The 26,963-nt window shown below is 34.5% G+C and carries 29 protein-coding genes, 7 tRNA genes and 1 rRNA gene; 15 read left to right on the forward strand and 22 right to left on the reverse strand.

The genetic code is table 11. The annotated features are described in order from the left end of the window. Positions 1–32 precede the first annotated feature (32 nt). The 15 genes from MMJJ_RS04845 to MMJJ_RS04915 all read right to left on the reverse strand — a co-directional run bounded on the left by MMJJ_RS04845 (position 33) and on the right by MMJJ_RS04915 (position 6,352). The gene (locus tag MMJJ_RS04845; RefSeq protein ID WP_104837921.1) at positions 33–1,064 is read right to left on the reverse strand and encodes an ABC transporter substrate-binding protein; all 1,032 of its coding nucleotides are present in this window, start codon (positions 1,062–1,064) and stop codon (positions 33–35) included. Between the two features lie 140 nt (positions 1,065–1,204). After that, positions 1,205–1,729, reverse strand: a complete 525-nt coding sequence (locus MMJJ_RS04850) for an energy-coupling factor transporter transmembrane component T (RefSeq protein WP_104837922.1) — start codon at positions 1,727–1,729, stop codon at positions 1,205–1,207. 9 nt (positions 1,730–1,738) lie between these two features. Next, positions 1,739–2,299, reverse strand: a complete 561-nt coding sequence (locus tag MMJJ_RS04855; RefSeq protein WP_104837923.1) for a CD3073 family putative ECF transporter S component — start codon at positions 2,297–2,299, stop codon at positions 1,739–1,741. A gap of 102 nt (positions 2,300–2,401) precedes the next feature. After that, positions 2,402–2,962, reverse strand: a complete 561-nt coding sequence (locus MMJJ_RS04860; protein ID WP_169929106.1) for an ECF transporter S component — start codon at positions 2,960–2,962, stop codon at positions 2,402–2,404. Positions 2,963–3,051: 89 nt separating this feature from the next. Further along, entirely contained in the window at positions 3,052–3,669 is a 618-nt protein-coding gene (locus MMJJ_RS04865; protein WP_104837924.1) for a 4Fe-4S binding protein, read from the reverse strand. A gap of 52 nt (positions 3,670–3,721) precedes the next feature. Next, positions 3,722–3,796 (reverse strand) — tRNA-Asp (locus MMJJ_RS04870). A 20-nt stretch (positions 3,797–3,816) separates the two neighbouring features. Beyond that, a tRNA-Lys gene (locus tag MMJJ_RS04875) sits at positions 3,817–3,890 on the reverse strand. A 33-nt stretch (positions 3,891–3,923) separates the two neighbouring features. Next, positions 3,924–3,998 (reverse strand) — tRNA-Asp (locus tag MMJJ_RS04880). Positions 3,999–4,014: 16 nt separating this feature from the next. Further along, positions 4,015–4,129: ribosomal RNA gene (gene rrf / locus MMJJ_RS04885) — 5S ribosomal RNA — on the reverse strand. 40 nt (positions 4,130–4,169) lie between these two features. Next, positions 4,170–4,243: transfer RNA gene (locus MMJJ_RS04890), tRNA-Lys, on the reverse strand. 16 nt (positions 4,244–4,259) lie between these two features. Further along, positions 4,260–4,333 (reverse strand) — tRNA-Tyr (locus MMJJ_RS04895). 8 nt (positions 4,334–4,341) lie between these two features. Further along, a tRNA-Pro gene (locus tag MMJJ_RS04900) sits at positions 4,342–4,418 on the reverse strand. A gap of 46 nt (positions 4,419–4,464) precedes the next feature. After that, positions 4,465–4,538 (reverse strand) — tRNA-Thr (locus MMJJ_RS04905). A 157-nt stretch (positions 4,539–4,695) separates the two neighbouring features. Continuing rightward, entirely contained in the window at positions 4,696–5,595 is a 900-nt protein-coding gene (gene pdxS, locus MMJJ_RS04910) for a pyridoxal 5'-phosphate synthase lyase subunit PdxS (RefSeq protein WP_104837925.1), read from the reverse strand. Between the two features lie 118 nt (positions 5,596–5,713). After that, positions 5,714–6,352 carry a protein-L-isoaspartate O-methyltransferase gene (locus MMJJ_RS04915; protein ID WP_104837926.1) on the reverse strand — a complete coding sequence of 213 codons (639 nt, stop codon included), beginning with the start codon at positions 6,350–6,352 and terminating at the stop codon, positions 5,714–5,716. A gap of 89 nt (positions 6,353–6,441) precedes the next feature. Here MMJJ_RS04915 and MMJJ_RS04920 point away from each other — a divergent pair, with 89 nt between their 5' ends. Beyond that, the gene (locus MMJJ_RS04920; RefSeq protein WP_011170045.1) at positions 6,442–6,927 is read left to right on the forward strand and encodes a CBS domain-containing protein; all 486 of its coding nucleotides are present in this window, start codon (positions 6,442–6,444) and stop codon (positions 6,925–6,927) included. 14 nt (positions 6,928–6,941) lie between these two features. Beyond that, entirely contained in the window at positions 6,942–8,120 is a 1,179-nt protein-coding gene (locus tag MMJJ_RS04925; protein WP_011170044.1) for a cation:proton antiporter, read from the forward strand. Between the two features lie 19 nt (positions 8,121–8,139). Here MMJJ_RS04925 and MMJJ_RS04930 read toward each other — a convergent pair whose 3' ends face one another. Beyond that, positions 8,140–9,291 carry an MFS transporter gene (locus MMJJ_RS04930; RefSeq protein ID WP_104837927.1) on the reverse strand — a complete coding sequence of 384 codons (1,152 nt, stop codon included), beginning with the start codon at positions 9,289–9,291 and terminating at the stop codon, positions 8,140–8,142. Positions 9,292–9,433: 142 nt separating this feature from the next. On the opposite strand from MMJJ_RS04930, the gene MMJJ_RS04935 reads away from it, so the two are divergent. Next, positions 9,434–9,631, forward strand: a complete 198-nt coding sequence (locus tag MMJJ_RS04935) for a 4Fe-4S dicluster domain-containing protein (RefSeq protein WP_011170042.1) — start codon at positions 9,434–9,436, stop codon at positions 9,629–9,631. A 30-nt stretch (positions 9,632–9,661) separates the two neighbouring features. Here the strand turns inward: MMJJ_RS04935 and MMJJ_RS04940 are convergent, their stop codons facing one another. Continuing rightward, positions 9,662–10,210, reverse strand: a complete 549-nt coding sequence (locus MMJJ_RS04940; RefSeq protein WP_104837928.1) for a helix-turn-helix domain-containing protein — start codon at positions 10,208–10,210, stop codon at positions 9,662–9,664. A gap of 124 nt (positions 10,211–10,334) precedes the next feature. Here MMJJ_RS04940 and MMJJ_RS04945 point away from each other — a divergent pair, with 124 nt between their 5' ends. Next, positions 10,335–11,522 (forward strand): aminotransferase-like domain-containing protein, encoded by a 1,188-nt coding sequence (locus MMJJ_RS04945; protein WP_104837929.1) that lies wholly within the window; start codon positions 10,335–10,337, stop codon positions 11,520–11,522. A gap of 21 nt (positions 11,523–11,543) precedes the next feature. Here the strand turns inward: MMJJ_RS04945 and MMJJ_RS04950 are convergent, their stop codons facing one another. Continuing rightward, positions 11,544–12,725, reverse strand: coding sequence for a TIGR00375 family protein (locus tag MMJJ_RS04950; RefSeq protein ID WP_104837930.1), 1,182 nt, complete (start codon positions 12,723–12,725; stop codon positions 11,544–11,546). A 21-nt stretch (positions 12,726–12,746) separates the two neighbouring features. Here MMJJ_RS04950 and MMJJ_RS04955 point away from each other — a divergent pair, with 21 nt between their 5' ends. The 11 genes from MMJJ_RS04955 to MMJJ_RS05005 all read left to right on the forward strand — a co-directional run bounded on the left by MMJJ_RS04955 (position 12,747) and on the right by MMJJ_RS05005 (position 22,054). Further along, positions 12,747–14,159 (forward strand): tRNA pseudouridine(54/55) synthase Pus10, encoded by a 1,413-nt coding sequence (locus MMJJ_RS04955; RefSeq protein ID WP_104837931.1) that lies wholly within the window; start codon positions 12,747–12,749, stop codon positions 14,157–14,159. 85 nt (positions 14,160–14,244) lie between these two features. Then, the gene (locus MMJJ_RS04960) at positions 14,245–14,538 is read left to right on the forward strand and encodes a 50S ribosomal protein L21e (RefSeq protein WP_011170037.1); all 294 of its coding nucleotides are present in this window, start codon (positions 14,245–14,247) and stop codon (positions 14,536–14,538) included. A gap of 48 nt (positions 14,539–14,586) precedes the next feature. Then, positions 14,587–14,910 carry an RNA polymerase Rpb4 family protein gene (locus MMJJ_RS04965; protein WP_104837932.1) on the forward strand — a complete coding sequence of 108 codons (324 nt, stop codon included), beginning with the start codon at positions 14,587–14,589 and terminating at the stop codon, positions 14,908–14,910. Between the two features lie 100 nt (positions 14,911–15,010). Further along, entirely contained in the window at positions 15,011–15,595 is a 585-nt protein-coding gene (locus MMJJ_RS04970; RefSeq protein ID WP_104837933.1) for a DUF655 domain-containing protein, read from the forward strand. A gap of 22 nt (positions 15,596–15,617) precedes the next feature. Next, positions 15,618–16,685 (forward strand): glycosyltransferase family 4 protein, encoded by a 1,068-nt coding sequence (locus tag MMJJ_RS04975; protein WP_104837934.1) that lies wholly within the window; start codon positions 15,618–15,620, stop codon positions 16,683–16,685. A gap of 15 nt (positions 16,686–16,700) precedes the next feature. Further along, a complete protein-coding gene (locus MMJJ_RS04980) occupies positions 16,701–17,306 on the forward strand; it encodes a precorrin-2 dehydrogenase/sirohydrochlorin ferrochelatase family protein (protein ID WP_104837935.1) in 606 nt (201 codons plus the stop codon). A gap of 4 nt (positions 17,307–17,310) precedes the next feature. After that, positions 17,311–18,459 (forward strand): glutamyl-tRNA reductase, encoded by a 1,149-nt coding sequence (gene hemA, locus MMJJ_RS04985; protein ID WP_104837936.1) that lies wholly within the window; start codon positions 17,311–17,313, stop codon positions 18,457–18,459. Beyond that, the gene (hmgA, locus tag MMJJ_RS04990) at positions 18,449–19,675 is read left to right on the forward strand and encodes a hydroxymethylglutaryl-CoA reductase (NADPH) (protein ID WP_104837937.1); all 1,227 of its coding nucleotides are present in this window, start codon (positions 18,449–18,451) and stop codon (positions 19,673–19,675) included. Before hemA ends, hmgA begins: the two co-directional genes overlap by 11 nt. A 134-nt stretch (positions 19,676–19,809) precedes the next feature. Continuing rightward, the gene (locus MMJJ_RS04995) at positions 19,810–20,259 is read left to right on the forward strand and encodes a Tfx family DNA-binding protein (RefSeq protein ID WP_013998563.1); all 450 of its coding nucleotides are present in this window, start codon (positions 19,810–19,812) and stop codon (positions 20,257–20,259) included. Further along, a complete protein-coding gene (locus tag MMJJ_RS05000) occupies positions 20,259–21,305 on the forward strand; it encodes an mRNA surveillance protein pelota (RefSeq protein ID WP_104837938.1) in 1,047 nt (348 codons plus the stop codon). The genes MMJJ_RS04995 and MMJJ_RS05000 overlap by 1 nt, the downstream gene beginning before the upstream one ends. An 8-nt stretch (positions 21,306–21,313) precedes the next feature. Beyond that, positions 21,314–22,054: a hypothetical protein gene (locus MMJJ_RS05005; RefSeq protein ID WP_104837939.1), complete on the forward strand. Its 741-nt coding sequence runs from the start codon at positions 21,314–21,316 to the stop codon at positions 22,052–22,054. Between the two features lie 321 nt (positions 22,055–22,375). Here MMJJ_RS05005 and MMJJ_RS05010 read toward each other — a convergent pair whose 3' ends face one another. From MMJJ_RS05010 to MMJJ_RS05025, 4 genes are read right to left on the reverse strand one after another with little or no spacing between them, the layout of a single operon-like run. Beyond that, entirely contained in the window at positions 22,376–23,455 is a 1,080-nt protein-coding gene (locus MMJJ_RS05010; protein WP_104837940.1) for a Coenzyme F420 hydrogenase/dehydrogenase, beta subunit C-terminal domain, read from the reverse strand. 32 nt (positions 23,456–23,487) lie between these two features. Then, entirely contained in the window at positions 23,488–24,258 is a 771-nt protein-coding gene (locus MMJJ_RS05015) for a GltB/FmdC/FwdC-like GXGXG domain-containing protein (protein ID WP_104837941.1), read from the reverse strand. A gap of 20 nt (positions 24,259–24,278) precedes the next feature. Beyond that, complete coding sequence (locus tag MMJJ_RS05020; protein WP_104837942.1) at positions 24,279–25,811, reverse strand: glutamate synthase-related protein; 1,533 nt, start codon at positions 25,809–25,811, stop codon at positions 24,279–24,281. Between the two features lie 27 nt (positions 25,812–25,838). After that, positions 25,839–26,930, reverse strand: a complete 1,092-nt coding sequence (locus tag MMJJ_RS05025) for a class II glutamine amidotransferase (protein ID WP_104837943.1) — start codon at positions 26,928–26,930, stop codon at positions 25,839–25,841. Between the last annotated feature and the right edge of the window lie 33 nt (positions 26,931–26,963).

A 26,963-nucleotide genomic window follows, 5' to 3' on the forward strand; every position in this document is an offset into this window, starting at 1 on the left:
TTACTGCACCTAAAAAAAAAATAAGTAAAAAATTATTCTGTAGTTGAAATTTCTCTGTATCTAGATTCCCATTCATCTAAAATCCTGTCCCGATTTTCCCCCCAGTACATGAAATCCATATCGAGGAAATCAAGATCTTTTGGGTTTGGAACACCATCGATAACTTCAATGTCGCCCCTTACAGGCACCCGAGGGCTTGCCTGCATAAGTACTTCCTGACCTTCTTTTGAAAGACACCAGTCAACAAATATTTTCGCATTTTCAGGGTGTTTTGCACCGTTTACTATCGAAACTGGGGATGGCCACCAGATAACTTTGTTTAAAAATGCAGATTTTACAGGTAATTCTGAATCTGCAATTAATGTCGTGTGTGGATCAGGTGCTACACCATAAGCGTATTCACCAGCAGTTACTAAGTTTCCAGGCCCGCTTCCACGTTTTGTTAAGAATGGAGTGTTTTGATAGAATTTATCAAGGTAATTCCAGCCTTCATCTTCACCATACATTTGAAGAATTCCACATATTGTAAAGTATGCAGTTCCTGAAACTGTCGGGTTGGATGCAATTAATTCTCCTTTGTAATCATCAGTTATTAAATCATCCCAAGTTTGTGGTTGAGGTAATCCTTTTTCAGATAACAAATCAGTGTTTTCCAAGATACCTATGGTAACAAGAGAAACTCCGGTCCAGTAGCCGTCTTCTTCAACAAATAATGGATCGATATCTTTTGCATTCGGGGATTTGTAAGCTTCAAGTAGCCCATCCTGCTGTGCACTTATGAACGCATCGATTCCTCCACCAAGCCATACGTCTGCTGAAGGATTGCTCTGTTCAGCTTTTAGCCTTGAAAGAGCTTCACCAGATGATAAAGACACGTATTCCATTTTTATGCCAGTATCTTTTTCAAATTCATCTGCAATTAAGTCAAGACTGCCATAAGCAACATATACTGTCACAACTTGTTCTTCTTGTGAAACATTAGAAGCTTGCTGTTCAGTGCACCCTGCAAATACGAGTACTGCCATAACGCAGAAAATTGCGAGTATGCCTTTTAAATTTTTCAATATTACACCTCCGAAAATACATTAGTTAGAGTGATTATCTTATTTAATGATATCATTAGCTCTTAAAATAAAATATATACTAATTATAATTTCTAATATCTAAAAAAGATATAAAATAATAAAAATATGTAAAAAATAATTCAGTCGTAACACTTCGAAAGAAGCGATCTTGCCCGGTTAATTGCTGAAATGTATAATTTTACAATTAAAGGGGAGATTATTGCATAGTAAGACCGATATTTATTAATTAATCCTTTTTTATTTAGCCCCCTTGAAAGCTGGGCATTTTTCGTAGTTTCAAACTCCCTTTTAGCAACTTCAAGTGTTGAAAATGTCATCCAAATCCCAATTCCCAAATCACGATTGTAACTTGAAATAAATTCAACTAACTTTTCAATTGAAACTGAATTTATAAACCACTGCACTGCAAAAATATATGCAAGCAGCCGGTATGCATTGTTAAGCCCATCCTGGCCCATTATAAAATAATAAAAAACAACCAGATACAGGGAAAATAAAATCCATCTTTTTGAAAATACTTCAAATCTTTTGGTAAGTAAAACAACCACAATGGACGCTAAAATTCCATAAAATGGATTAAAAATTACTAAAACAAGTAAAAAAAGAGTAAAAATTAGATAAATCTTAATTTTAAGGTATTTCATATTTTTTACCTAATTTACTTTTACGCCCAATTCTGAAAGTATGTCTTTTGGGAACGGTTTTATGATATAGTATACCAAAATACATGAGAGCAGTTTATCTACTAAATTTGCAGGTATTCTGGCCAAAAACGCTGATGAAAAAATATCCTGGCCTGAATGTAAAAATACCGCTGTTAAAAGGTCAACGCCTCCCCCAACAAGTCCGCCGTATAAATAAACTGCGATTGGAGTTCCAACCATTGGTGCAATTATTGCAAGCACTAACCCAACAATTACTGAATTTTTAAGATTTATTCCGTGTTTAACTGCAACATATCCTGAAACAAGCCCGATTACAATATTTACTATTGAAAATGGGATATATGACGGGTCGAGTATAAATCCAAGAAGAATGTTTGTAAAAAAACCCACCAAAGCTCCTCCAACAGGACCTAACAAAAATCCACTTAAAACAGTACCGATACTATCTAAAAATATAGGCAATTTTAAAAAAGTTGCAATTTGGCCCCCTATTGCATTTATTGCGATTCCAACAGGGATTGTTGTCATATAAAGTACTTTTTTATCCATGATACCACCGTCAATTTAATGGTAGTACTTCTGAAATATAAAGTATATAATAATGTCATTAAAATTATTAATAGTTAATAAACCCAATAAAAAAATAAAAGATTAATTCCCAAGTTTTAAGTTATAAATGGAAAGTTTGTCCTGCAAAACATATATCATAAAAAATGCAGAGATAAATGAGATAATTTTGTCTGCAAAATTGGTATACAGGCCTGCTGCAAATGCTGCTGTTGGAATACTTTCTCCAAAAGCAGTTAAAGTCTGGGTAATGTGGCCTACACCCCCTTCAGTAATTCCACCAAAGAAATATATCGAAAGAAGGTTTCCCATAATTGAAGAGACTATCGAGACAACTATTGCGGCAAGGAATATGTTTTTAATATTAATTTGATTTTTATACAACAGTATACCTGTTGTAAGTCCGATTAAAACATTTACTACTGAAAAAAGAAAGTTTTCTTCAGATAGTAAACATCCGGTTATCAAATTCGTAATAAGTCCTACAAGGGCCCCGATATGAGGGCCCAAAATTATTGCACTAAATATCGTTCCAATACTATCAAGATAAAGCGGAAATAAATATATGCTTTCTAGATACGTACCAAAAACATTTAGTCCGATACTAAACATTAGTATCCCTGAAAATAACATTCCGTATTTCAAAAAAATTCCTCCCCCAAATGAATGTTAATCATATCTGAGAAAGTAATATATAAATGTTAATAGTGGGTTAAAATCGTCTGATTTTGTAATCACTTTTTAACGGGACATATTTCTTCGCAGTCTTTACAGAAAATACATGAATTTAGATCTACTTTAATAATTTTGGACTTTAATGAATCTTTTGGGGATTTTAATGCATTAAGGGGGCAGAATTCAACACACTTAAGGCATAAATTACATTTTGAATTTATTGAAATTTTGCCATCTTCAAAAGAAATTGCTTTTTGAGGGCATTTTTGAATACACAGTTTACAGTTATTGCACTCATTGGTAACTTCAGGAACATTTAAAACAGGTATTTCGTTTTTTAAAATTGGAATTGTGCAAAATATTGAACATACTCCGCATTTTATGCATTTTTCAGAATCAACTGAAAATCGATTTTTTTCAATTGCATCAACAGGACATACATTCAAACACGCACCGCAGTGTTCACAGATTATATCTCGAAATTTAAAAACAGATATCGCATTTGTTGGACATACATCAACGCATAAACCGCAGCATATGCAATCTTCAAGTTCTGGATTTGTGGTTTCTCCAATAATTTCAGGATTTTTGTATGATCTGAACAGGTTGAAAAAAATATTTTTTAAAAATTTTCCTTTTGAAAAAATTTTGTTAAACTCTTCGCCTTCGTGAGACATGTTTTCACAATAAATCCAAATATATCGATTATAATAATTATTATTAAAAAAGCGCTCTGGCCGGGATTTGAACCCGAGTCACAGGAGTGACAGTCCTGTATGATAGGCCGAGCTACACCACCAGAGCATGTGAAAGTAAATTTTGAGCGGGCCCGAAGGGATTCGAACCCTCGACCGCCTGATTAAAAGTCAGGCGCTCTACCAGACTAAGCTACGGGCCCAGATTGCGTTTTGTATTGAAAATAGAAATAAGGCGCTCTGGCCGGGATTTGAACCCGAGTCACAGGAGTGACAGTCCTGTATGATAGGCCGAGCTACACCACCAGAGCATGTGAAATAAAAAGTGACTAACAGCGTCACATTGTTCCCACCAGATGGCAGTACTTAATGAATCGCAGGAGGGCTTAATTTCCGAGATCGGGATGGGATCGGATGTAACTCCTCCGCTATGACCGTTATGTCAGACCCTTCAGAGTTATTAACTCTGATAAATTTTTGAGCGGGCCCGAAGGGATTCGAACCCTCGACCGCCTGATTAAAAGTCAGGCGCTCTACCAGACTAAGCTACGGGCCCCGAAATAATATATGAGTCCCGCGAGCCGGATTTGAACCAGCGACATGCGGATCTACAGTCCGCCGTTCTACCAGTCTGAACTATCGCGGGAATATAAGTGGTGGGCCTGCCCAGATTCGAACTGGGGTTTCAGGATCCCAAATCCCAAAGGATGACCAGGCTACCCCACAGGCCCATTTGACAATTATTATTTGAACTTACCTATTTATAAAGGTAACTCAAGCCCCGGGGGGGATTCGAACCCCCGACCACCTGATTACAAGTCAGGCGCTCTACCAGGCTGAGCCACCGAGGCAATTTGTTCGCATACTCAATAATAGTATCATTATATATAAAGCTTTCGGTAGTTCTTTTTGGTAAATTATTTTTCAAATAATTATCGTGTTTTATGTTTTAAAAAGGTAGTATAAAAATTCAATTTAAAATAAAAATTGAGGTAAGTTTAAACAAAATTAAATTCCTCTTTTTGCAAGAAGCTTTTCTTCTGGAATTTCATCAATATTAATTCCGACCATTGCTTCTCCTAAGTTTTTGCTTACTTCCCCGATTACGTCTGCTTTATCGAAGTTGTAGGTTGCTTCAACAATTGCTTTTGCTCTTGTTGCAGGGTTTCCTGATTTAAAGATTCCTGAGCCTACAAATACCCCGTCACATCCCATTTGCATCATTAAAGCTGCGTCTGCAGGTGTTGCAATTCCACCAGCTGCAAAGTTTACAACGGGAAGTCTTTTGAGTTCTGCAACTTCTGAAATGAGTTCCATTGGAACTTTTAATTCGTTTCTTGCCATTTGAATTAATTCTGCTTCAAGACCCATTTCTTTGTATCCAACAACTCTTGCAATTCCTTCGTTAACTGCCCTCATGTGTTTTACAGCTTCAACAACGTTTCCAGTTCCAGCTTCCCCTTTGGTCCTAATCATTGCTGCTCCTTCATCGATTCTTCTCAAAGCTTCGCCCAAGTTTCTTGCACCGCAGACAAATGGTGCTGTAAATGCTCGTTTGTCGATGTGGTTTACTTCATCAGCGGGCGTTAAAACTTCACTCTCGTCAACCATGTCAACACCGATTGATTCTAACACCTGGGCTTCCACATAGTGTCCTATTCTTGCTTTTGCCATTACTGGAATAGATACTGCGTCTTTAATTTCTAAAATCATTTCTGGGTCAGACATTCTTGCAACGCCACCCTGCACCCTAATATCCGCAGGAACTCTTTCTAAAGCCATTACAGCAGCAGCACCTGCTTCTTCTGCAATCAATGCCTGTTCCACGTTTGTAACATCCATTACAACCCCGTGTTTTACCATTTTCGCAAATCCCCTTTTTAAAAGGTCTGTTCCTAATTTTTTCATGTTATCTCTCCATTTTAGATACGTTCCATATACTACGCGTTTCAAAATTAATTTTGTTTTCAAATATAAAAAAGTATGTTGATTTTTTAATATTTTAATTTAAAAAAGATAATTAATATTAAAAGCCATTTTCACCAATTAATGGAACAAATGCAACCTCTAAAAGTTTTTCTTCGGATATACTACCGTTTATTTTCGTATATCTCATTAGCGTTTGAAAGTGGGCCCCAACGGGTGCAATTAAAATTCCACCATCATGTAACTGTTCGATAAGTGCTTTTGGAACATCCGGACCTGATGCAGTGACATATATCCTATCGTATGGAGCATTTTCTAAATAACCTTTTGTACCGTCCCCGAAAACCACTTCAACGTTATTATATCCAAGTTCTGAGATTATTTTCTTTGAATTTTCAAAAAGTTCAGGTATCCTCTCGATAGTTGTAACTTTTCCAGATTCGCCAACAATTTCTGAAACTACTGCTGCATGATAGCCTGAGCCAGTTCCAACTTCAAGTACATTCTGTCCCTCATCCAGATCAAGTTCTTCGCACATTATTCCAACCATGTGTATTGCAGAAATAGTCTGCCCATATCCTATCCCTAAAGGGCTATCAACATACGCATAACTTTCCATACTCTTCGAAATAAATTTGTGCCGTGGAACACTTAAAAGTGCATCGATTACACTTTGTTTTTTAATATATCCCTTTGAAATCAGGTTTTCAATAACTGAAACAATTTCATTTAAAGGCATGTACCCAACCACCCCCTGTTAAAAAAATTGTTTAATATTTATATGTTCAAAAAGATATATAATTCGGCTCTAAACTCTTTGGTGAATATATGGAAAATCTTGAAAATGCACTTGGAAAGTATCATAACATTAAATTGAAACATGTAATACCTCCTGTAGACATGATGCCTGTTGTTTGCTATAATGACCCAATAATTAAGGTTATGGAACTTTTAAGATCACGACACCACGTTTGGGTTATAAATTGTAAAGAAGAAGGCAGTTTGCTTGGTGTTATTAAATATTTGAGTGTAATTGACTTTTTACTTCCTCCAGACAAGCATAACCTGTACATAGGCAGTACTCGTTCTGCATTGAAATCCGTTATTGGCGGTGCAAAAACTGCAAAAGAAGTCATGGAAAAAAATGCACTCACTATCAATCATAATTCTACAGTTATCGATGCACTGTTAAAGATGAAACGGTACAATGTGCAGATATTGGCAGTTTTAAATGACGAAGAAAGGTTAATTGGAGAAATAAGTTTAAAAATATTAATTGACAAATTTTTAAGTCTTTGTTTGGCTCAAGAATAATTAGAGGGGTTTTAATGGATATTAGCTGGGTGTTGTTTACCATTGGAATTGCGATAATCTTTGGTAAACTTGGTGACCACCTGATGAATAAATTAGGATTTCCGGGAGTTCTCGGTGAAATGATTATGGGAATGATCCTTGGAAATCTAGTATATTTTGGATTAGTAAGTCCTGACCATCTCACAATTCAGAATAATGAAATTTTTGATTTTTTATCACGTTTAGGCATTATATTTTTGTTATTTTTAGGTGGGCTTGATACTGACCTGTCGGTTTTAAAGAAAACTGGCAAAATTGCTACAGTTTCTACTGTTTTTGGTGTTTTGGTTCCGCTTGTAATGGGTTACCTTGCACTGCAGTATATGGGTTACACTGCCGCTGAATCGTTTGCAGGAGGAGTGGTATTAACTGCAACGAGTATTGGAATTACTGTAAGGGTAATGATGGACATGGGTGTTTTAAAAAGTGAAGTTGGTGCAGCATCGCTCAGTGCCAGCATTATGGACGATTTTTTAGGCATAATGCTGATAATATTTGCAGTTGGTACTGGAAGCATCCTTGGACTTTTAGGAAAATTCGCAATTTTCTTTATAATTACAGGATTCCTTGCCATGAAACTTGTAAATAAGTTTATTTCGTTTTCAGAAAAACTCCATGTAGAAAAAGGAATACTGTCTCTTGCAATAGCAGTCATGTTTTTATTCTCATTTTTAGCAGAAAATTGGTTTGAGGCCGCTATTGAAGGCTCATTTATGGCAGGTTTAGTACTTTCAAGAACTGCCGAAGGTAAAAACTTAATTGAAGACGTTAAAACAATAGGCTACAGTATATTAATCCCTTTATTCTTCGTATATACGGGGGCATCCTTAAATTTAACAATTTTTGGAGATTTTGATGCACTCTACCTTGCTTTAGTACTAACTGCAATTGCAATTGTAAGTAAAGTCGTTGGAAGAGGATTTGGTGCGAGAATCATGGGTTGGAATATGAAAAAATCGCTTCAAATGGGGATTGGATCGATTCCTCGAGCAGAAATTGCATTGATCAACCTTATGGTTGCAATACATGCAGGAGTAATTTCTGAATCCAATGTCGGAAAATTCATTGCTGCAACAATGATATTCATTACAATATCGATTATTTCAACACCGCCACTATTAAAATGGGCATTTACAGAAGAAGTAGAAAATTAAATCATTATTTATTCTTTTTTTATTTTTTTATCGCAATATATGCAATGTAACTTATTAAAAATGAAAATACTGCCCCTATTTTATACATGTTAGAAATTCCAACGATATCGGAAATATAGCCGAGTAAAACTGCTCCAAAAAATATTCCAACATTTATACTTGCAGTGTAAAGGCCCATTGCTTCACCCTGTCTTTTATCCGGAATATCTCGTATTGCGATCGAATTAATGCCCGGAGTACTCATTGAAGCCCCTATTGATGAGATAATTAACGAAATAAACATTGTAGTAAATGACGTGGACATTGCAAGGATAAACATTCCCAAATTTCCAATAATTATTCCGTGTAAAATTATTCTGTTTCCTTTTTCATCAAAAATTCTTCCAAACATTTTTTGAGTTACTGCAAGAACCAGATTCATTGCTGCAAGCATTATTCCGATTTTAAAGGCAGAAACTCCATAATCATAAGCGTAAATTGCAAGATATGCTAAAATTGCGCCTCTAGAAATTGTTAATGCAATATTTATTATAAATGCCGCGCTAAAATTCCTCATTTTTAAAAATTCCAGTGAAAATAAATTTTTCCAAGATAATTTTTGTTTTTCTTGGGTTTTTGGAGTATCTTCAAGTTTAAAATATGCTATTATTGATGCAATTATACCTAAAAGCCCACCTACATAAAATGGAACCATAAATCCATACATATCTGCAAGTAATCCCCCAAGCAGCGGTCCAACCCCAAATCCTAAAGATATCGCAGAATTAAATAACCCCATGTATTCTCCAAGTTTTGATTTTGGCGAAGTTTGTGCGATATATGAACCTGCAACAGGATTTACGAATGCAGAAAAAACTCCTGTGAATGTCCTAACTATCAATATACTTGCAAATCCTGATGCAAAACCATAAAATAAAGTTGTTACACCATAAAGAAGAGTTCCGCCCACCAAAAATACTTTTTTTCCGTAAGAATCTGATAGGGTTCCCGCAGGAAGCTGAAATATCGTCCTAACTAGTGCAAAAGATCCAAAAATCAGTCCTATCTGGAAATTTGATAACCCGTATGATTTTGCAAATATCGCGAGAAGTGGCGAAATTAGCCCAATACCGAGCATCGTCACAAAAATTGTGATCCATAGAACGTAAATTCCTTTCATTTCTTCTTTCATGACTTTTCACTTTATGGTTTATAACAAAAATCTCCCTTGAGGTATAAATACAATGGGGCAATTAGAAACATTTACAAACCTATAAAAATATGTAATGCTTAATGAGAATAAACCTGAAAAAATTACTAATTGAGGTGTAATTATGGTATATAAAGTAAACGAAGACGAATGTATCGCATGTGGAGCATGTGTTCCAGTATGCCCTGTACAAGCTATCTCAGAAAACGCTGATGGTAAAGCAGTTATTGACTGTGCTAAATGTAACGACTGTGGCGACTGTTCAGACGTATGCCCTGTAGAATGCATTAAACAGGAAAAAACCTGTGGATGCTGTCAATAATTTATTTTAACCTTTTAATCTATTTTTAAATTACTCGTAATGAAGGATAAGATTTAATTTTGTAAGTTCTAAACCCCTATTTTCATAAACATGTGAGTTATTGGCATTAAACCTGATTGTATCATTTTTTTTAAGGAAATAATCAATTTCCCCTATTGAAATTAGCAGTTCACCTTCGAAAACAGTTATAATTTCTTCGGTTCCTTTCACGTGGCCTTCAGAATAATACTTGTGTCCAGGCTTTATCTCGACAATATACGTTTCAAATCGTTTATCATCCTCAAAAGGAATTACTGGATAAAGTTTGTGGCCTTCACCTTCGAAAACAGGATTTAACTCTTCAAAGGGAATCTGATCAATCTCGGGTTTTTCGTTCTTTAAAAGTGAAGTGAATGAAACTTTTAAACCATTTGAAATCTTTAAAATTGTTGAAATTGTAGGGTTTACTTCTCCTCGCTCGATTTGACCGAGCATGCTCTTACTTACTCCAGTTAGATTAGATAACGCATCTAAACTTAGATCTTTCTTTTTACGGATTTTTTTCAGATTTTTAGAAATTGCCTTATTAAGATCCTTCATGACTTTTCCTCGTGCACTATAATGTATATATAGATTAGATATACTACAATATACCCAATATACTGTATATTTGTATGTTATGAACTACCAAAATATATCTTTATCGAAAATTTAAGGGATGCGTATGGCATTAAGCTACTCAAAACGGATGGAAAACATTAAATCTTCCGAAATAAGGGAGATCTTAAAAGTTACTCAAAAACCTGAAATAATATCTTTTGCAGGCGGACTTCCTGCACCAGAACTCTTCCCAGTAAAAGAGATAAAAGAAATTTCTGGAATTGTTCTCGACGAGATGGGTCCTGAATCCCTACAGTACGATATAACGGAAGGATACCCTCCACTCAGGCAGCAAATTTCAGAACGGATGAATAAAGTACTAAAAACAGGGCTTACAGAAAATAATATCTTAATCGTCTGTGGATCCCAGCAAGGATTAGATTTCTCTGGAAAAGTATTCTTGGATGAAAATGATGTAGTATTGTGTGAAAGTCCAACATACCTTGGAGCAATTAACGCCTTCAAATCATACGAGCCACAATTTAAAGAAGTTCCAACTGATGACTTTGGAATGATTCCAGAAGAACTTGAAAAAATTTTAAAAACTACCAAAAATGTAAAACTCATTTATGCGATCCCTGATTTTCAAAACCCCACTGGAAAGACCTGGACTCTTGAAAGAAGGGAAAAATTCATGGAAATAATTGAAAAATATGAAATTCCTGTAGTGGAAGATAATCCTTACGGGGAATTAAGATTTGATGGAGAAATTTTGCCTTCGTTAAAATCAATGGATAAAAATGGTCTTATAATTCATTTGGGAACGTTTTCAAAAACATTCTGCCCAGGGCTTAGGGTTGGATGGATTGCTGCATCTGAAGATATCCTTGAAAAATACATCTTTATAAAACAGAGCGCAGATCTGCACACCTCGTCATTTTCCCAGAGAATTATTTCAAAAATGCTTGAAAATTACGATTTTGACGAAAGAGTGTCAAAATTAAAAGAATTGTATAAGGGAAGAAGAGATTTAATGATTAAAACAATTTCAGAAGAATTTCCAGAGGGGCTTAAATATACAAATCCTGAAGGCGGACTTTTTACATGGGTTGAACTTCCTGAAAAATATAATGCGCGCGAATTTTTAGATGAATGCCTGAAAAATAACGTTGCAATCGTTCCAGGAGGATCGTTCTTCCCAAACGGCGGTCATGAAAATTCTTTCAGGTTAAATTACTCAAATATGCCTGACGAAAAAATAGTTGAAGGAATTAAAAGGCTTTCAAAAGTTTTAAAAGAATATTTAAATTAAATTTTAATTTCTACTTTTTTATTATTTTACCCATGAATCGAGGGTTAATTTTGGTTTGAACCACTTAACACTTACTGGAACCTTTGAAATATGGCCGTATTCTCCGCCCCCTCCAGGATAAATGTATATTTTACCGGTTCTGAAAAGGTCTATGATATGTCCTACTTTTTCATTTATTTTTTTGAGTTCAGATATATCTTCATTTATCAAAACATCAATTTCATTTCCATACTTTTCAATATACTGCTCCCAAATCGTATCTACAGACTTAGTTCCAATATTTTTTCCGATTGCAAGTGAAATTATTTCTGCAAGAGGGATTATTTTGTGATATTCTGGCCTGAAATCTGGGTGAACTACTTTTTTATCCTTTGAAAGTTCCAGAGTTTTATCATGAACTCCTTTTTTTATTGTTCCCTTACATTCGGGACATTTAAAATTGTTTTCTGTGGCGTCTTCTAATGTAAATCTAGTGTAGCATCTCGTACATGCAGTTAAGTGATATTTTCCAAGATTTGGATCAAGTCCATAGTTTGCAGTTATTTTATTGTGTTTTAAAACTTTTCTTACTTCTTCAAAGTTTGTTTCAAGTCCGCCAAGTTCATCTACATCCATCTGGTTAAATTCCCTTCCAAGCCGATGAGAATAAAATGAGTGGGCATCAGAATTACTTAAAAAAGGCAGATCTCGAAGTTCTTCAACCATGTCTGCCATATCAGTATCAGCAGAAAGTCCTAACTCGATAAAATCTGGTTTTCTCGCATAACAATTATAAATTGAAGTAAATGATTTGTAAATACTTGTCCAGGGGGTAAATGCATGAGCTGGGCCGATAAGTCCGCCAATATCCCTTACTGCATCGATAATTTCCATTCCATTTAATGAAACTCTTGGTCTTCCATCAGCATCGATATTTTTTGAATATTTTGAAAATTTATCTCTTAAATCATGAGCCTGGGAAGTATGCGGCAGATATATTAGGTGATGGACCCGATTTCTATCCTCGACCTCTGTTGAAAGAAGAAGCGGTTTATTGACATTTTTTTCGATTTCTTCGAGCCATTTTGAGTGTAAACAGTCTCCTGTCGCAATTAAATCGAGACCTTTTACTGGACCATATTTTAATATATGCTCGATATCCATATACTTAGAAGTTCCCATAGAATATTTTGAGTGAATATGTAGATCCGCATTTATTATCATGAAATCACCTGGTGAGATTATATGAATATAGATTATTCTGTTTTAAAAAAATACCCATTGTGCGACAGATGTTTTGGAAGACTTTACGGAAAACTTATTAGGTCGAGTAATTTTGAGAGAGGGCATGCTTTAAAACTTGCAAAAGCAATCGAACTTGAAGAAGATTTAAGAACCGCTCTTGAAAAAATGAACGAAACTTCTGAAAATCCAGAATTAAAACCAATAGAACCTGAAAAATTAGAAGAAATTAAAGAATTGATGTATTGCATTTATAAATCAGGAATTTCCGGAATAAAACTTGATTTAATTGACAATATTGAAAAATACGAAACAAAATTTAAAAATGAAGCCGAATACGAAAAAAACGAAGATTGTGACGAACTCTGCCCCTGGTGTAAAGGAATTTTTGAACCTGAAAATATTGAAACAGTTGCTGAAAATGTAGTTAATGCACTTTCTGAATACGAGTTTGACAGTTTTTTAATCGGTACAAAACTTCCAAAAAGGTTTAAAGAACTTGAAAAAGAGATTGAAACCCCATTCATAGAAAGTATAAGACAGGAATTTGGAAGAGAACTTGGAAAAGTTGTAGTACCATTAGTTAAAAGACGGGTTGACAAGGAAAATCCGGACATCGTTGTAATGGTGAACCCATACAATCAAAAAGTTACGCTTCAGGTAAACCCCGTATTTATCAAAGGACGGTATAAAAAGCTCGTTAGAGGAATTCCCCAAAGCCACTGGCACTGTAGATCGTGTAAAGGAAAAGGCTGTGAAAAATGCAACTTTACAGGAAAACAGTACATGACATCAGTTGAAGAAATTATTGCAGAACCATTCATGGAAGTTATGAAAGGAAGTTCAGAAGCACTTCACGGTGCGGGGCGAGAAGACATCGACGTTAGAATGCTTGGAAATGGAAGGCCGTTTGTAATTGAAATAAAAGAGCCAAAGATTAGAAAAGTTAATTTAGAAGAGCTTGCTTCAAAAGTTAATGAATCTGGAAATGTTGAAATAATAAATGTTGAATACGGGGTTAAAAAGGACGTTCACTTCTTCAAAAACGAACCGCATAAAAAAACATACCTTGCTCACGTTGAGTGCGAAGAAAAAGTATCAAATGAAGAAGTAGCCGAATTAGTAAAAAAACTCGAAGATTTGACGATTGATCAAAGAACGCCCGATAGAGTCTCGCATCGAAGGGCAGACCTCGTGCGTGTACGGAAAGTATATAAAGCTTGGCCCCATATGATTGATGATCATAACTTTGAACTTAAAATATTCTGCGATGGCGGATTATACATCAAAGAGCTTATTAACAGTGATGAAGGAAGAACAACCCCTTCCGTTTCGGAATTGTTAAATAAAAAATGTATCTGTAAATTTTTAGATGTTCTGGATGTTCACGACTATGAAGATGCAGAAAATATCTAAAATAGAAATGGTTATATATTGGTAGTGAAAAAAAGGATAGACACTATGCCAATTATGTTCATGAAACACATTAGGAGGAATAACTATGCAAAAAAGTGAAGGATTTAGAAGCAAAACAAGATATAAACTTCAGAAACACCCAAGACAGAAAGGAATGGCTCCTTTAACAAGAGCTTTAAAATGCTACACTGAAGGAGACCTTGTTCACGTAGTACTCGACCCTTCAGTACAGAAAGGAATGCCTCACCCAAAATTCCACGGTAAAACGGGAGTTGTTGTTGCTCAAAGAGGAAGTTCATTCTTAGTTAGAGTAAAAGATGGCGGAAAATACAAAGATATTATTGCTAGACCGCAACACTTAAGAGAATCTAAATTATAATTATTTTAGATATCTTTTTTTTAGACTAATCTGTTTTTGAGGGAGATTATGATTGGAAAAGAAATTATTTCCGAAAAATACACAACAATTGCTCATGCAACCGAAATTATGGATGAAAGAGCAGATTTTGACGAATTATCGTATGAACACGGTTGTTCACTTGATTATTTAAGAAAATTTTCAACAATAAGTAAAGAAGATGCTGACGCTATGTTTGAACAGCTCGTAAATTTAGGTTTAACTGAAAAAATGGCAGTTAAAATTATTGACTTACTTCCTGAAACAGAAGAAGACTTAAAAATCATATTCTATAGAGTTGACGTCCCTGAAAACAAGGACGAAATTTTAGAAGTAGTTAGTAAATTCAAATAACGCTTTTCTACCATTTTATTATTGAACCAATTAGTTTTTTATTGAATTAACTCGATATTAAGTAATGTTATTTTAATTTTCAACATTGATAGGTGTAAGTATGAGAGAGGGGCATGAACAAAATAAACGAGAGTTTGAAGATTACGCATACGTTTTAGACTTCTTAGAATATGGTTACCCTGAAGATACTAGGCCACTTCATCAAAAAAAACCAATTGCACAAGCTTTTGGCGAAAAACAGTTTGTAATGATGGAATTAACTTTTAAGGATAATCAGGTTGCAGATCTTGCAGAAAAACTCTACATAGGGAAAGGTAAACGGGAAAAAGTAGAATTCGTATCAAAAATGCTAAAATACGAACAATTAACACCTACTGCAAAAACAGAACTTCTTCACGTTATAAAAGAAGCTGTTAAAGCACAGGAAGAAAGATTTATCGAATTTTTAAACAATTGCGGGCCAATTACAAACAGGATGCATACATTACAACTGCTTCCGGGAATTGGTAAAACTTCAATGTGGAAAGTAATTGAAGAAAGGGAAATAAAAAAATTTGAAAGCTTTAAGGATTTTGAAGACAGGGTTAGAAAAAATATAGTTGATCCGTTAGCAAAAAGAATAGAAGAGGAATTAAAAGAGCCTCAAAAACACTATGTCCTTGTAAAGTGGAAAACTACCCACTAATCTCTTTTTTTTTGGTGTTATTTTGAAAATATTACTTCCCTCCATATATTATCCATTTATTGGAGGAGTTTCAATACATGTTGAAAATTTAATAAAAAATTTAAACAAACTAGACGATTTTGAATTCCATATTTTAAACTACAATTTTGATGAAACCATTAATAATTCTTTTGAAAACGTTACAATCCATAAAGTTCCGTACTTTTCAAAATTAAGGGGCCCTAGCTACATTTTAAATGGGTATAAAATCGGGAAAAAAATAATTAAAGACGAAAAAATAGATTTAATTCACAGCCACTATGCAGCACCCCAAGGATTTTTAGGGGCAACTTTAGGAAAAAAATGCAGTATTCCAACAGTTTTAACACTTCATGGAAGCGATGTATTGAATTTATCAAAAAATACTTTTGGAAAATACTTTTTTAATTATGCAGTTTATAATTCTGAAAAAATAATCTGCGTTAGCGAATTTTTAAAAAATAATTTAAAAACAAATTTTAATCTTGATTCAGACGTCATATACAACGGATTTGATGAAGAATTGTTTAATCCATCGGATAACGATAAAAATTATGGATTATTTGTCGGATCATTGGTTGAACAAAAAGGAATCTTTTATTTTTTAGAAAGTATCAAAAATATTGATTTTAATTTTAAAATCATTGGTAATGGCCCACTTTATACTAAAATAATGGATTTTATAAAAGTAAACGACATTAAAAACGTTGAATTGCTTGGTACAAAAACGCAAAGCCAAGTTTCAGAATATTTAAAAAATTGCAGTTTTTTGGTGCTTCCTTCGATTTCAGAAGGTCTTGGAATGACCATCATAGAAGCTTTTGCATGCAAAAAAGCAGTTATTGGATCTAATGTTGGCGGAATTCCTGAATTGATTAAAGATGAAATAAATGGGTACATTGTTCCTCCAAAAAATACAAAAATCCTCGAAGATAAAATAAATATGCTTGTTAATGATAAAAATTTAAGAAAATCTCTTGGAAATGAAGGTTTGAATTATTCAAAAAACTTTTCCTGGAGATTATCTTCAAAAAAAACTTATGATATATATGATTCACTATTGAATAGATAAATTGCTTGTGAAAATATGATTCCTGTTTTTTTAGATTTGAGCGGATTTAATGTTTTGATTTTTGGATTTGGAAGCGTTGGAAAAAGAAGATTTGAAAAATTCCTAAATAGCAATGCAAAAATTACCATTTATTCCAAAAATATTGATAAACTTGATATTTCAAAATACGAAAATGCGAGATTTTTTGAATCCGATGTAACTAATTTAAGTGATGAAGAACTATATTCAATAATAAAAAGTCACGATATTATAATAACCGCGATCGACGAAAAAAACAATAAACGGATTGTTTCGATTGCAAAAAGTATAAAAAAATTCATAAATTCTTCAACTTTTGAAAAAGAATCTAATTTGATAGTTCCTGCATGCTGTGAGGTTGATGGTGTCTCATTTGCAGTATATACTGGCGGAAAAAGTCCGATTATTGCAAGGGAAATTCGAAAGAATGTTGAAGGATATTTAAAAAATTCTGAATTTGAACTTGATTTCCAAAATAAACTTCGTGATTTTTTAAAAAGTGAAATTGAAGATCAGAACGAAAGAAAAAAAGTTCTTGAAACCGTATTTAATGATGAAAAATTTAAAAAAGAACTTTTAGAACTTATTGAAAAACATAGGTGAATCTATGTTGGTTGTTAGAGCAGATTACAAAAAATATCCGATACCAGTTCTTGAAAAAATGAGAATTGACGAGGATGAATTTTATAAAAAATATGATGCATGTGTTGTAGTTCAAACTTGTAACAGGATTGAAGCTTACTTTGATACTGAAGTAAATTCTGATGTAGATTGTATTTTGAGCGATTTTTCAGGATTTGACATTTTAAAAGGAAAAAATGCAACTTTTCATTTTTTAAAAGTGTCTTGTGGAATGGACTCGATGATACTTGGGGAAAACCAGATTTTGGGCCAGATTAAAACAAGTTTTCAAAAAGCGCGAGAACTTAAAAAAACAAGCCGTTATTTGGACAGCGTTTTTTTAAAAGCAATACACGTTGGACAGCGTGCAAGAACTGAAACCAAAATTAACGAAGGCAGTGTTTCAATTGGAAGTGCAGCAGTCGAACTTGCGGAAAAAAACTTCGGACTTGCAAACAAAAATGTATTACTAATCGGTGCAGGAGAAATTGGAACTTTGGTTGCAAAAGCACTCATGGAAAAACATATAAAAGCTGTAATTGTTGCAAATAGAACTTACGAACGTGCGGAAACACTCGCAAAAGAATTAAAAGGAATGGCAGTTCATTTTGACAAATTAAAAGAAGCAATTAACTTTAGTGATGTTATAATCTGTGCTACATCTTCACCCCACTACATTTTAAAAAAAGAAGATTTAATTGACGTTGGAAACAAGATTATAATTGATATAGCAAACCCTAGAGACGTTGACGATGCGGTAAGGGAATTTGAAAATATAAATCTATATACTATTGACGATTTAAGAAATATATCTGATAAAAATCTTCAAAAACGAATTGGAGAAGTTCCCACCGTTGAAAAAATTATTAATGAAGAATACAATGTTCTTATGAAACAGATTGAAAAAATCAATGTTGAAGAAGTTTTAAAAGATTTTAATAATTATATTGAAGAAATTCGAGTAAAAGAGCTTGAAAAAGCAATTAAACTTTCTAAAACCAAAAATCCCGAAGAAATTATGGAAAACTTCTCTAAAGCGTTTGCAAAAAGAATAACCCATGATTTTGTATCCTACTCAATTAATACTTCAAAAGAAGACCTTATGAACTCGGCATGGTGGAAAAATGGAAAATAACGTTAATATCGATGAAATCGTTGAAAAACTACTTAAAAAAGAAATAAAAGTTTACCAGCTTGATTCAGAATTTGGAGAAAGAAATGCAGTTATTGCAAGGCGAAAATACGTTGAAAAACTATCAAACGTTGAAACAAGGCATATTCAGGAATACACGCTTGACGAAAAACTTGCAATGCAAAAAAACATTGAAAACATGATTGGTGCAGTCCAGATTCCACTCGGGTTTGCAGGCCCAATTTCAATCAATGGAAAATATGCACAAGGTGAGTTTAACGTGCCTCTCGCAACTACAGAGGGTGCTCTCGTTGCATCAATTAATCGAGGGTGCAGTATTATTACAAAATGTGGTGGTGCAACAGTACGCGTGATCGACGACAAGATGACGCGTGCGCCAATAATTAAAACGAACTCTGTAGTTGATGCTTTAAAATTAAAAGAGTGGATATTAGACAACTTCGCAAAGATAAAAGAAATTGCGGAATCCACAACAAGACATGGTAAGCTAATTCAGATAAGTCCGATTTTGATAGTTGGAAAAAACGTGTACCCGAGGTTTACTTTTAAAACAGGGGATGCAATGGGAATGAACATGGTAACAATTGCAACCGAAAAAGCCTGCTCATTTATCGAATCAGAACTTAAAAAAGAAGGAATAATTATAGATACGGTTGCATTAAGCGGTAATGTCTGTGTTGATAAAAAACCTGCTGCAATAAACCTGATCGAAGGACGGGGAAAAAGTGTTGTTGCAGAAGTATTTTTAAAAGAAGAATACGTTGAAAAATATCTAAAAACCACTTCAAAAGCAATTGAACAGGTAAACACTTACAAAAATTTAATTGGTTCAGCAATAAGTTCATCATTAGGGTTTAACGCACAGTACGCAAATATTGTTGGTGCATTATTCTTAGCAACCGGGCAGGACGAAGCACATATTGTTGAAGGAAGTATGGGAATTACAACTGCAGAATGTACTGGTGATGGCCTTTATTTCTCAGTTACACTTCCAGATTTGCCTGTTGCAACAATTGGCGGTGGAACAAGAGTTGAAACTCAGAGGGAATGTCTCGAAATACTCGGATGTGCAGGTGCTGAAAAAGCAGTTAAATTTGCAGAAATTGCAGGTGCCGCTGTTTTAGCAGGTGAATTATCACTTATTGGCGCCCTTGCTGCAGGACATCTTGCAAAAGCGCATTCTGAACTTGGAAGATAATTTTTCATTTCTAAAAACTTTTTTTGAATTTTTAAAGAATAAATCATTTCACAAACTAAAAAAACATTTAAATCATTTATTTTATATACCAATTTTAAGATAATATATGATAATTACTTATGAAAAGTGGAACTATGGAATCGTTTTTGACAGAAATTCAGATAAATGTGCTAAACCTCAGGAAAAGAGGCCACACTCAAGATGAAATTGCCAATATTATGGGGACAAGTAGGGCAAACATCAGCATGATCGAGAAAAGAGCTCGCGAAAACATTGAAAAAGCGCGGAATACATTGAGTATCTATAACGATATAATCGCACCTTCTAAGATTAAAATAGATAAGGGAACTGACGTATTTAGTATCCCAAAAATTATTTTTTCAAAGTCCGATCAGGAAGAAATACATGTAAACTACTCTTCACTTCAAATCATGGAGTTTGTAAACCAGAATGCTCAAAGGTACATCAAAAACAGAATGGTAGTAGAACCATTTGTTGTGACCATACTTCAAAACGGAGATATATTCGTTCACGATTACGAAGAAAGTGAAGAAAACGAGAAAATGCCTAAAAAAGAGATATAATGAAGATCATTCAAGAGATACCTGAAAAAAACATAATAAAATTAATTCCAGAAAATTTAGATGATTTATGGCATTTGTCACATATAATACAGCCATACAATGCAATTTACGCGGTAACCGAGCGAAGAACGGAAGATAAAGGTGACAAACTACGTGCCGACAGAGGGACTAAAAGAAGAGTTTTTTTAGGAATAAAAGCTGAAAAAATTAATTTTCACGAAGATTTCAACAGGCTTAGAGTCAGTGGAAAAATTATCCATGCACCTGACGACATTCCAATTGGATCATACCATACAATTGATATTGAACCACTTTTACAGGTTTCAGTTCAAAAAAATTGGAAAAAATGGGATATTGAAAGATTAAAAGAGGCAGAAGACTCTTCTAAAAAGCCAAAAGTAGTAGTCGTTATTATGGATGATAGCGAAGCTGACATCTTTTTAGTTCGTGAATTTGGAATTAAGGAACTTGCAAGCATTAAATCGGGCGTTTCTAAAAAATTGGATTACAAACAAAATGAACAGGCTAAATTTAGCTATTATTCGGATATTATCAATTCGATTTCGGAATTTGAAGGAAAAATACTCTTTGCAGGCCCAGGATTTGGAAAAAACAATATTCAAAATTACATTTCTGAAAAATATAAAAGTTTGGCTCCAAATGTAGTTGTAGAATCTGCAAACCATACTGGAAAATCAGGGCTTTCTGAAATTTTAAAATCAGGAATTATTGATAAAATTTACGGCGAAGCAAGAATCAGCAAAGAAACGCAAGTAGTGGAAAAATTACTCGAAGAAATATCTAAAAAAGGTCTTGCGGCGTATGGAATTGAAAGTGTTAACAATGCAATGAACTTCTCTGCAATTGATACACTTTTATTAACTGACGAATATTTAAGAAGAAACAGGCGAAGTGTTGAAAATTTAATGAACAGTGTTGAAAATATTAATGGAAATATAATTATTGTTTCAACGGAACACGATGCAGGAAAACAGTTAAAAGCACTCGGTGGAATTTCAGCATTATTAAGGTTTCCAATAGAATAGGTGATATTTTGAGCGATACTAAATGGGAAATAGGAATTGCAGTGACTTTGGTTGCACTATCAACTGTGTTATACTACATTCATTTTTTAATATTCCACGATATTCACCATATTTCAATATATCTCTTAGGAGACATCGCATTTACACCAATAGAAGTTTTACTTGTAACTTTGATTCTTCACAGGTTGCTTGAACACAGGGATAAAAAACAGACTCTTGAAAAATTAAATATGGTTATTGGTTCATTTTTTTCAGAAGTTGGAGAAGAGCTTTTAACTTACTTTTCTGATAATGACCCGGATTTAAAAGAAATTCGAAAAAATTTAATAGTAAACAATAACTGGGATGACAGGGAATTTAAAAATGCCCATAAAATTTTAAAAAATTATAATTACCATGTAAAAATAAATTCAGACAATATTAAAGAATTAAAAGAGTTTTTAAACAGTGAATCACCATTTATACTTAGATTAATGGAAAATCCGGCACTTTTAGAACATGAAAAATTTACGGGACTCTTAAGAGCAATTTCACACCTTTCTGAAGAACTCATGAAAAGAAAAGATATCGATAATTTACCGCAATCAGATATTGACCATATTTCTGGAGACATTGTAAGAGTGTACGAAAGACTCGTATCAGAATGGTTAGACTACATGATGTATTTAAAAAATAACTATCCATATTTATTTTCACTTGCAATGCGGTCAAATCCTTTCGATTTAACGTCAGAAATAATTGTAAAATAAATCTTTTAAAGGTACATGGGGTTTATCCCATGTACTTAAAGAGTGCCAATTTATTTTTGAGTAAACTATTTTTACGAGAGTGTCTTTGTGCCAAGTTACGAAGTACGGCAACTATGGACAAATATTTCAAACACCGTTAACACGATATTTAACAGTATATTTCGCTTATCATACGATAAGCAACAAATATACCTTTTTTTAATATATATTGTTTTTGGCAGGACTTTTTATGTAAATCGTCTTTTTAACATTTTATAAGGTTAAATTTTAGTTAATCAAATTTATTTCTAAAAAAGTAAGTTTATTAAAAATTAAAAGGAATTAAAATTCAATATCTTCTCTTTCCATTTTCTTTTTTGAAAGTGATATTACTGGGTTTATTGATGCTTCTCCTTCAACTGAAACGTATCCGTTGATTACAGTTCTATCGAAGAATCCTTTACCCCATTTGTTTCTTACTAAAACTGTGGAGTATCCTTCAGGAGTTCCAACGTTTCCAACTGAAATATCCGAAGAAATTCCTGTAAAGTCCCTACAGACTTTGCATCCTTTTCTGACATATTCATCCATTTCATCAATTTTAAAATTGAATACGTTGCCATGTATTGTTGAAACTATGAGTTTTCCCTTGTCAATTTCCATTTTTTTAATATCCCAAGGGTTTACTTCAACTTCTTTTAGCTTTTTGAGCATTTTATCATAGTCAAAGGTTTCAAAACAGAACAGTGATATTTTTAACCTTATTGCCTTTTTGAAAGGTTCAACTAAATCGTTGTTTGTTGCCATCATCTGGTAAACTGCATTAATAACACAAGGTGTTCCAACAACTGCAATTTTGTTTAATTTTTTTACCATTACAGCTTCTTTTAAAACTTCGAGTATTGGGACGTTCCAGTTGTATCTACTTCCAGCAGTTTTTAAAACGTCTTCTTTCGATGTTGCAAGGTATGATTTTGGATCCATTGTCCATTTATCTTCCATCATAACAATTGCGCCGTCAATTAAGTCTTCATCGAAGGCATTTGCTAAAATTGCGGTTACAACACCACCACTTTGAATATTTTTAGTTTCGAGTGTTGATTTTGCTTTATAATTTTCAATAACTCTTCCTGGAACTTTTTCTAAATTAAAGATGTGTCTTTCTTTTGTTCTTGGACATGCATTGTAACATGCACCGCAATTTACATCGTAGAGAGTTACTTTACAGAATTCCGCTGAAATTGGAGACTCCCCATTTTCAGTTGGCACAATAATACATGCGCATTCGTCACAGTCAAACTGCACGGGACTTTGCTGTTTAAAGTATATATTTTCAGTAGGACATACAGAAACGCACGCTCCGCAACCAGAGCATGTTTCTCTATCCCATACTTCTTCTTTTAAGTTCAAGTATGACTTCATAATTTCCACCTAAATCTCTTAAAGTATTTTAATTATCTCAAATCAGGTGTGTACAGTTTCTGGAATGGCCTGCTTGAAATTGGAGCGATTTTTGTATATTTTGAATTGATAAGTTTTTCTTTGATTTCGTTAGAATAACCAAATTCTGCACAGAATTCTTCGATGTATGGAGTAATTTTTTCAATGTCTTCTTCAGTAAAGTCCTTGATGTCTGCTGCAATTCCAAGTTGGGAACTTTCGACAATTCCCCTGATGTAAATTACACCGCCGTGAATTCCTGTTGCAATCATTCTTCCTTCGATATTTTCAGTATCTTCTTTATCCATGTTGAAGTTTAAAATAATTCCTCCAGCCATGTATTCCCCAAGGAAGTCTTTTGCAGCTCCACCGATAACTAAAACAGGGAATTTGTATTTGTATTCTTTCATGTGGATTCCGCTTCTGTATCCAACATTTCCTTGAACGTAAACTTTTCCGCCTCTCATCGAGTGGCCGGTTACATCCCCACTACTTCCGTGAATTACGACAAATCCTTCATCCATTGTATTTCCCGGAGCATGGTCCGCATTTCCATTTACAACTACTTTAGGGCCTTTCATAAACATTCCGAGGTCTCCACCAGGAACTCCGTTTACGATTATCGTTAAATCTTTTCTTGAAACTCCGTTTCCAATAAATCTCTGGCCTAAAACATTTTCAAGTACTAATTTTTCCAAGTCTTTGTTTTCGTCCAAAACTTCGTGGATTTTCTCGTTTAATTCCCTGTAGTCCATGTCCTTGGCGTCAATTTTAAGTTCTTTCATTCTTTCACCTAGACTGGCCATTACATTCCTGCCTGTTTTATTCCTAATGTATTTAATTCAATCTCGCTGAGTCCTACGCCCCTCAATCTGTCTCTGTTTCCTCTGAGACTTTCTATAGAGTTAATTCCTGCAGCTCCGAGTAATTCTTGGATTTCGTGAGTCCATGCGTGTATTAAATTAGCGACTCTTCTTGCAGCGTCATCTACTTCCAATCTTTTTACGAGTTCAGGTTTTTGAGTTGCAATACCCCATGCACACTGTCCCGTGTAGCATCTTCCACATACTGTACAGCCCATTGCAACCATTGCAGCGGTTCCAATGTACACTGCATCAGCACCAAGTGCAATTGACTTGAATACATCAGCGGAGTTTCTAATACCTCCACTTGCAATGATGCTTATTTTATGCCTGTTTCCTTGCTCTCTTAATCTATCATCTACTGCTGCGATTGCAACTTCGATTGGAATACCAACGTTATCCCTAAATACTTTAGGTGCAGCACCAGTTCCACCCTTAAATCCATCGATAACAACTGCATCTGCATCTGATGTTGCAATACCGTTTGCAATTGCTGATACATTGTGCACTGCAGAAATTTTAACAAATACTGGCATTTTCCATCTTGTAGCTTCTTTCAAACTTCTGATGAGTTGTGCAAGATCTTCAATTGAGTAGATATCGTGGTGAGGTGCTGGCGAAATTGCATCTGAACCTTGAGGAATCATTCTCGTCATTGAAACTTCTGCTGACACTTTTTCTCCAGGTAAGTGCCCTCCGATTCCAGGTTTTGCACCTTGACCGATTTTGATTTCAATTGCAGCCCCTTTGTTTAAATATTCACTGTTTACACCAAATCTACCACTTGCAACTTGTGTGATGATGTTATCTGAATATCCATACAAATCCCTGTGAAGTCCGCCTTCACCTGTTCCCATGAACGTTCCACATTCTTTTACAGCTTTTGCCATTGCTTTGTGGGAATTTAATGAAAGTGCACCGTATGACATGTGTCCGATCATTATTGGAGTATCTAACTTAAGATTTGGAGCAATTTTTGTTTTTAATTTTGCTTTTTTGACTTTTTTACCGTCGATTTCTTCTTCAACGTAGTCAAATTCTAATTTTTCTGGTTTTTTACCAACGTATGTTCTAAGTTCCATAGGTTCTCTTAATGGATCTATTGAAGGGTTCGTTACCTGACATGCATCAAGAACAATTTTATCGAAGTATATCGGGTACTCTTTTGCATTGCCCATACCGCTTAATAGAATACATCCTGATTTCGCCTGTGTTACAACATCCTGTTTTACTTCAGGTGTCCATACGGGGTGTTCCCTACCGCATGATTGATTTAATGTAACGGTAATAGCATCTCTAGGGCACAGTGAAGCACATCTTAAACATGCCCCACATCTGTTAGGGTACGTTAAAATTTTATTTCCCTGTCTTCTGTAAACGCCCCATGAACACTCAGTAGTACATCGTTCACAAAGCATGCATCTTTCCGGATCCACAAAAACTTTGTATTTTGGCGGAACTGTTGAAGGTATCATCTTTTCTCACCTAATTATTAACTTAAATTAAATTTTTTTCTCTAATTTTGCAATAACCATTCTTCCTGCGTCTGGCATCCATACTCGATCCAATTCAGGGCATATTTTCCTAATTGCTGATTCTTCACTTGATACAAATAACAAGTCATCTTTTTCTGCAGCAACTAATGGTCTTAATTTAATTCTGTCAGTTAAACCAACCATTGTATTTCCTTCTTCGACTTCACCATTCATGAAAGCCATTCCTTCTTGTGTTCCAACAACAATTCCGAAAGGACCGTTCATTGTTGCACCGCCATAGGTCATACGGATTGCTTCGTGTATTTTTTTATCTTCTTTGGACATACTCTCGATTTCATCCCAGAATCTTGGAGCTAATGCACTCATTGCATATTCTACAGGGATTTTGTGTTTCCTGATGAGTAAATCGAAGAGATATGCAACAACTTCTGTGTCGGTTAAAAGTTTACATTTGTATCCAAAACTTTCAACGTATCTTTTGTTTGCACCGTAGCTTGTAATTTCTCCGTTGTGAACTACAGACCATCCTAACAGGTTGAATGGGTGCGCACCTCCCCACCATCCTTTCGTGTTTGTAGGGTATCTTGCATGTGAAAGCCATTGGAAACCTTTGTACTGGTCAATTTTAAAGTATTCTGCAACTTCTAAAGGCCATGCAGCGGCTTTAAATACGCCCATATTTTTACCGCTTGAAAATACAAATGCTCCGTCGATTTTAGCGTTGATATCCATTACGATATCCACCATCATGTCTTCTTCGACTGATTTGTATTTTTCATCAAACCTGTAGAAAAATCTCCACGAAACCTGTTCTTTTTTGATAATTCCTTCTTCTGTTGGAATTTCTTCATCTTTTAAGATGTATCCGTATTTTACAAGAACTTCTTCGACTTCGTGTCTAATTTTATCGTAATCTTTGGTTGCATCTAAAAAAACGTGTATTGCATAGTCATCTTTATAGTCTGGGTAGATTCCATATCCTACATAACCTGAACCTTCACCATTTCCTCTTTCCTTTAAACAATTCAAGGCTGTAGCAATCCTGTCTCCACTGATAAGTCTTCCAGTTCTACTCATAAATCCGATAATTCCGCACATGATAAGCCTCCAACTTTAGGTTATCCTATTATG

The organism is Methanococcus maripaludis, from assembly GCF_002945325.1.
GTDB classification, from domain to species: domain Archaea; phylum AGJL01; class Methanococci; order Methanococcales; family Methanococcaceae; genus Methanococcus; species Methanococcus maripaludis.

What these genes read in the sequence shown, in the direction of transcription:
- MMJJ_RS04850 (WP_104837922.1), bottom strand. Translation starts at nt 1,729, where the DNA reads ATGAAATACCTTAAAATTAAGATTTATCTAATTTTTACTCTTTTTTTA.
- MMJJ_RS04855 (WP_104837923.1), bottom strand. Translation starts at nt 2,299, where the DNA reads ATGGATAAAAAAGTACTTTATATGACAACAATCCCTGTTGGAATCGCA.
- MMJJ_RS04865 (WP_104837924.1), bottom strand. Translation starts at nt 3,669, where the DNA reads ATGTCTCACGAAGGCGAAGAGTTTAACAAAATTTTTTCAAAAGGAAAA.
- pdxS (WP_104837925.1), bottom strand. Translation starts at nt 5,595, where the DNA reads ATGAAAAAATTAGGAACAGACCTTTTAAAAAGGGGATTTGCGAAAATG.
- MMJJ_RS04915 (WP_104837926.1), bottom strand. Translation starts at nt 6,352, where the DNA reads ATGCCTTTAAATGAAATTGTTTCAGTTATTGAAAACCTGATTTCAAAG.
- MMJJ_RS04920 (WP_011170045.1), top strand. Translation starts at nt 6,442, where the DNA reads ATGGAAAATCTTGAAAATGCACTTGGAAAGTATCATAACATTAAATTG.
- MMJJ_RS04925 (WP_011170044.1), top strand. Translation starts at nt 6,942, where the DNA reads ATGGATATTAGCTGGGTGTTGTTTACCATTGGAATTGCGATAATCTTT.
- MMJJ_RS04930 (WP_104837927.1), bottom strand. Translation starts at nt 9,291, where the DNA reads ATGAAAGAAGAAATGAAAGGAATTTACGTTCTATGGATCACAATTTTT.
- MMJJ_RS04935 (WP_011170042.1), top strand. Translation starts at nt 9,434, where the DNA reads ATGGTATATAAAGTAAACGAAGACGAATGTATCGCATGTGGAGCATGT.
- MMJJ_RS04940 (WP_104837928.1), bottom strand. Translation starts at nt 10,210, where the DNA reads ATGAAGGATCTTAATAAGGCAATTTCTAAAAATCTGAAAAAAATCCGT.
- MMJJ_RS04945 (WP_104837929.1), top strand. Translation starts at nt 10,335, where the DNA reads ATGGCATTAAGCTACTCAAAACGGATGGAAAACATTAAATCTTCCGAA.
- MMJJ_RS04950 (WP_104837930.1), bottom strand. Translation starts at nt 12,725, where the DNA reads ATGATAATAAATGCGGATCTACATATTCACTCAAAATATTCTATGGGA.
- MMJJ_RS04955 (WP_104837931.1), top strand. Translation starts at nt 12,747, where the DNA reads ATGAATATAGATTATTCTGTTTTAAAAAAATACCCATTGTGCGACAGA.
- MMJJ_RS04960 (WP_011170037.1), top strand. Translation starts at nt 14,245, where the DNA reads ATGCAAAAAAGTGAAGGATTTAGAAGCAAAACAAGATATAAACTTCAG.
- MMJJ_RS04965 (WP_104837932.1), top strand. Translation starts at nt 14,587, where the DNA reads ATGATTGGAAAAGAAATTATTTCCGAAAAATACACAACAATTGCTCAT.
- MMJJ_RS04970 (WP_104837933.1), top strand. Translation starts at nt 15,011, where the DNA reads ATGAGAGAGGGGCATGAACAAAATAAACGAGAGTTTGAAGATTACGCA.
- MMJJ_RS04980 (WP_104837935.1), top strand. Translation starts at nt 16,701, where the DNA reads ATGATTCCTGTTTTTTTAGATTTGAGCGGATTTAATGTTTTGATTTTT.
- hemA (WP_104837936.1), top strand. Translation starts at nt 17,311, where the DNA reads ATGTTGGTTGTTAGAGCAGATTACAAAAAATATCCGATACCAGTTCTT.
- hmgA (WP_104837937.1), top strand. Translation starts at nt 18,449, where the DNA reads ATGGAAAATAACGTTAATATCGATGAAATCGTTGAAAAACTACTTAAA.
- MMJJ_RS04995 (WP_013998563.1), top strand. Translation starts at nt 19,810, where the DNA reads ATGGAATCGTTTTTGACAGAAATTCAGATAAATGTGCTAAACCTCAGG.
- MMJJ_RS05000 (WP_104837938.1), top strand. Translation starts at nt 20,259, where the DNA reads ATGAAGATCATTCAAGAGATACCTGAAAAAAACATAATAAAATTAATT.
- MMJJ_RS05010 (WP_104837940.1), bottom strand. Translation starts at nt 23,455, where the DNA reads ATGAAGTCATACTTGAACTTAAAAGAAGAAGTATGGGATAGAGAAACA.
- MMJJ_RS05015 (WP_104837941.1), bottom strand. Translation starts at nt 24,258, where the DNA reads ATGAAAGAACTTAAAATTGACGCCAAGGACATGGACTACAGGGAATTA.
- MMJJ_RS05020 (WP_104837942.1), bottom strand. Translation starts at nt 25,811, where the DNA reads ATGATACCTTCAACAGTTCCGCCAAAATACAAAGTTTTTGTGGATCCG.
- MMJJ_RS05025 (WP_104837943.1), bottom strand. Translation starts at nt 26,930, where the DNA reads ATGTGCGGAATTATCGGATTTATGAGTAGAACTGGAAGACTTATCAGT.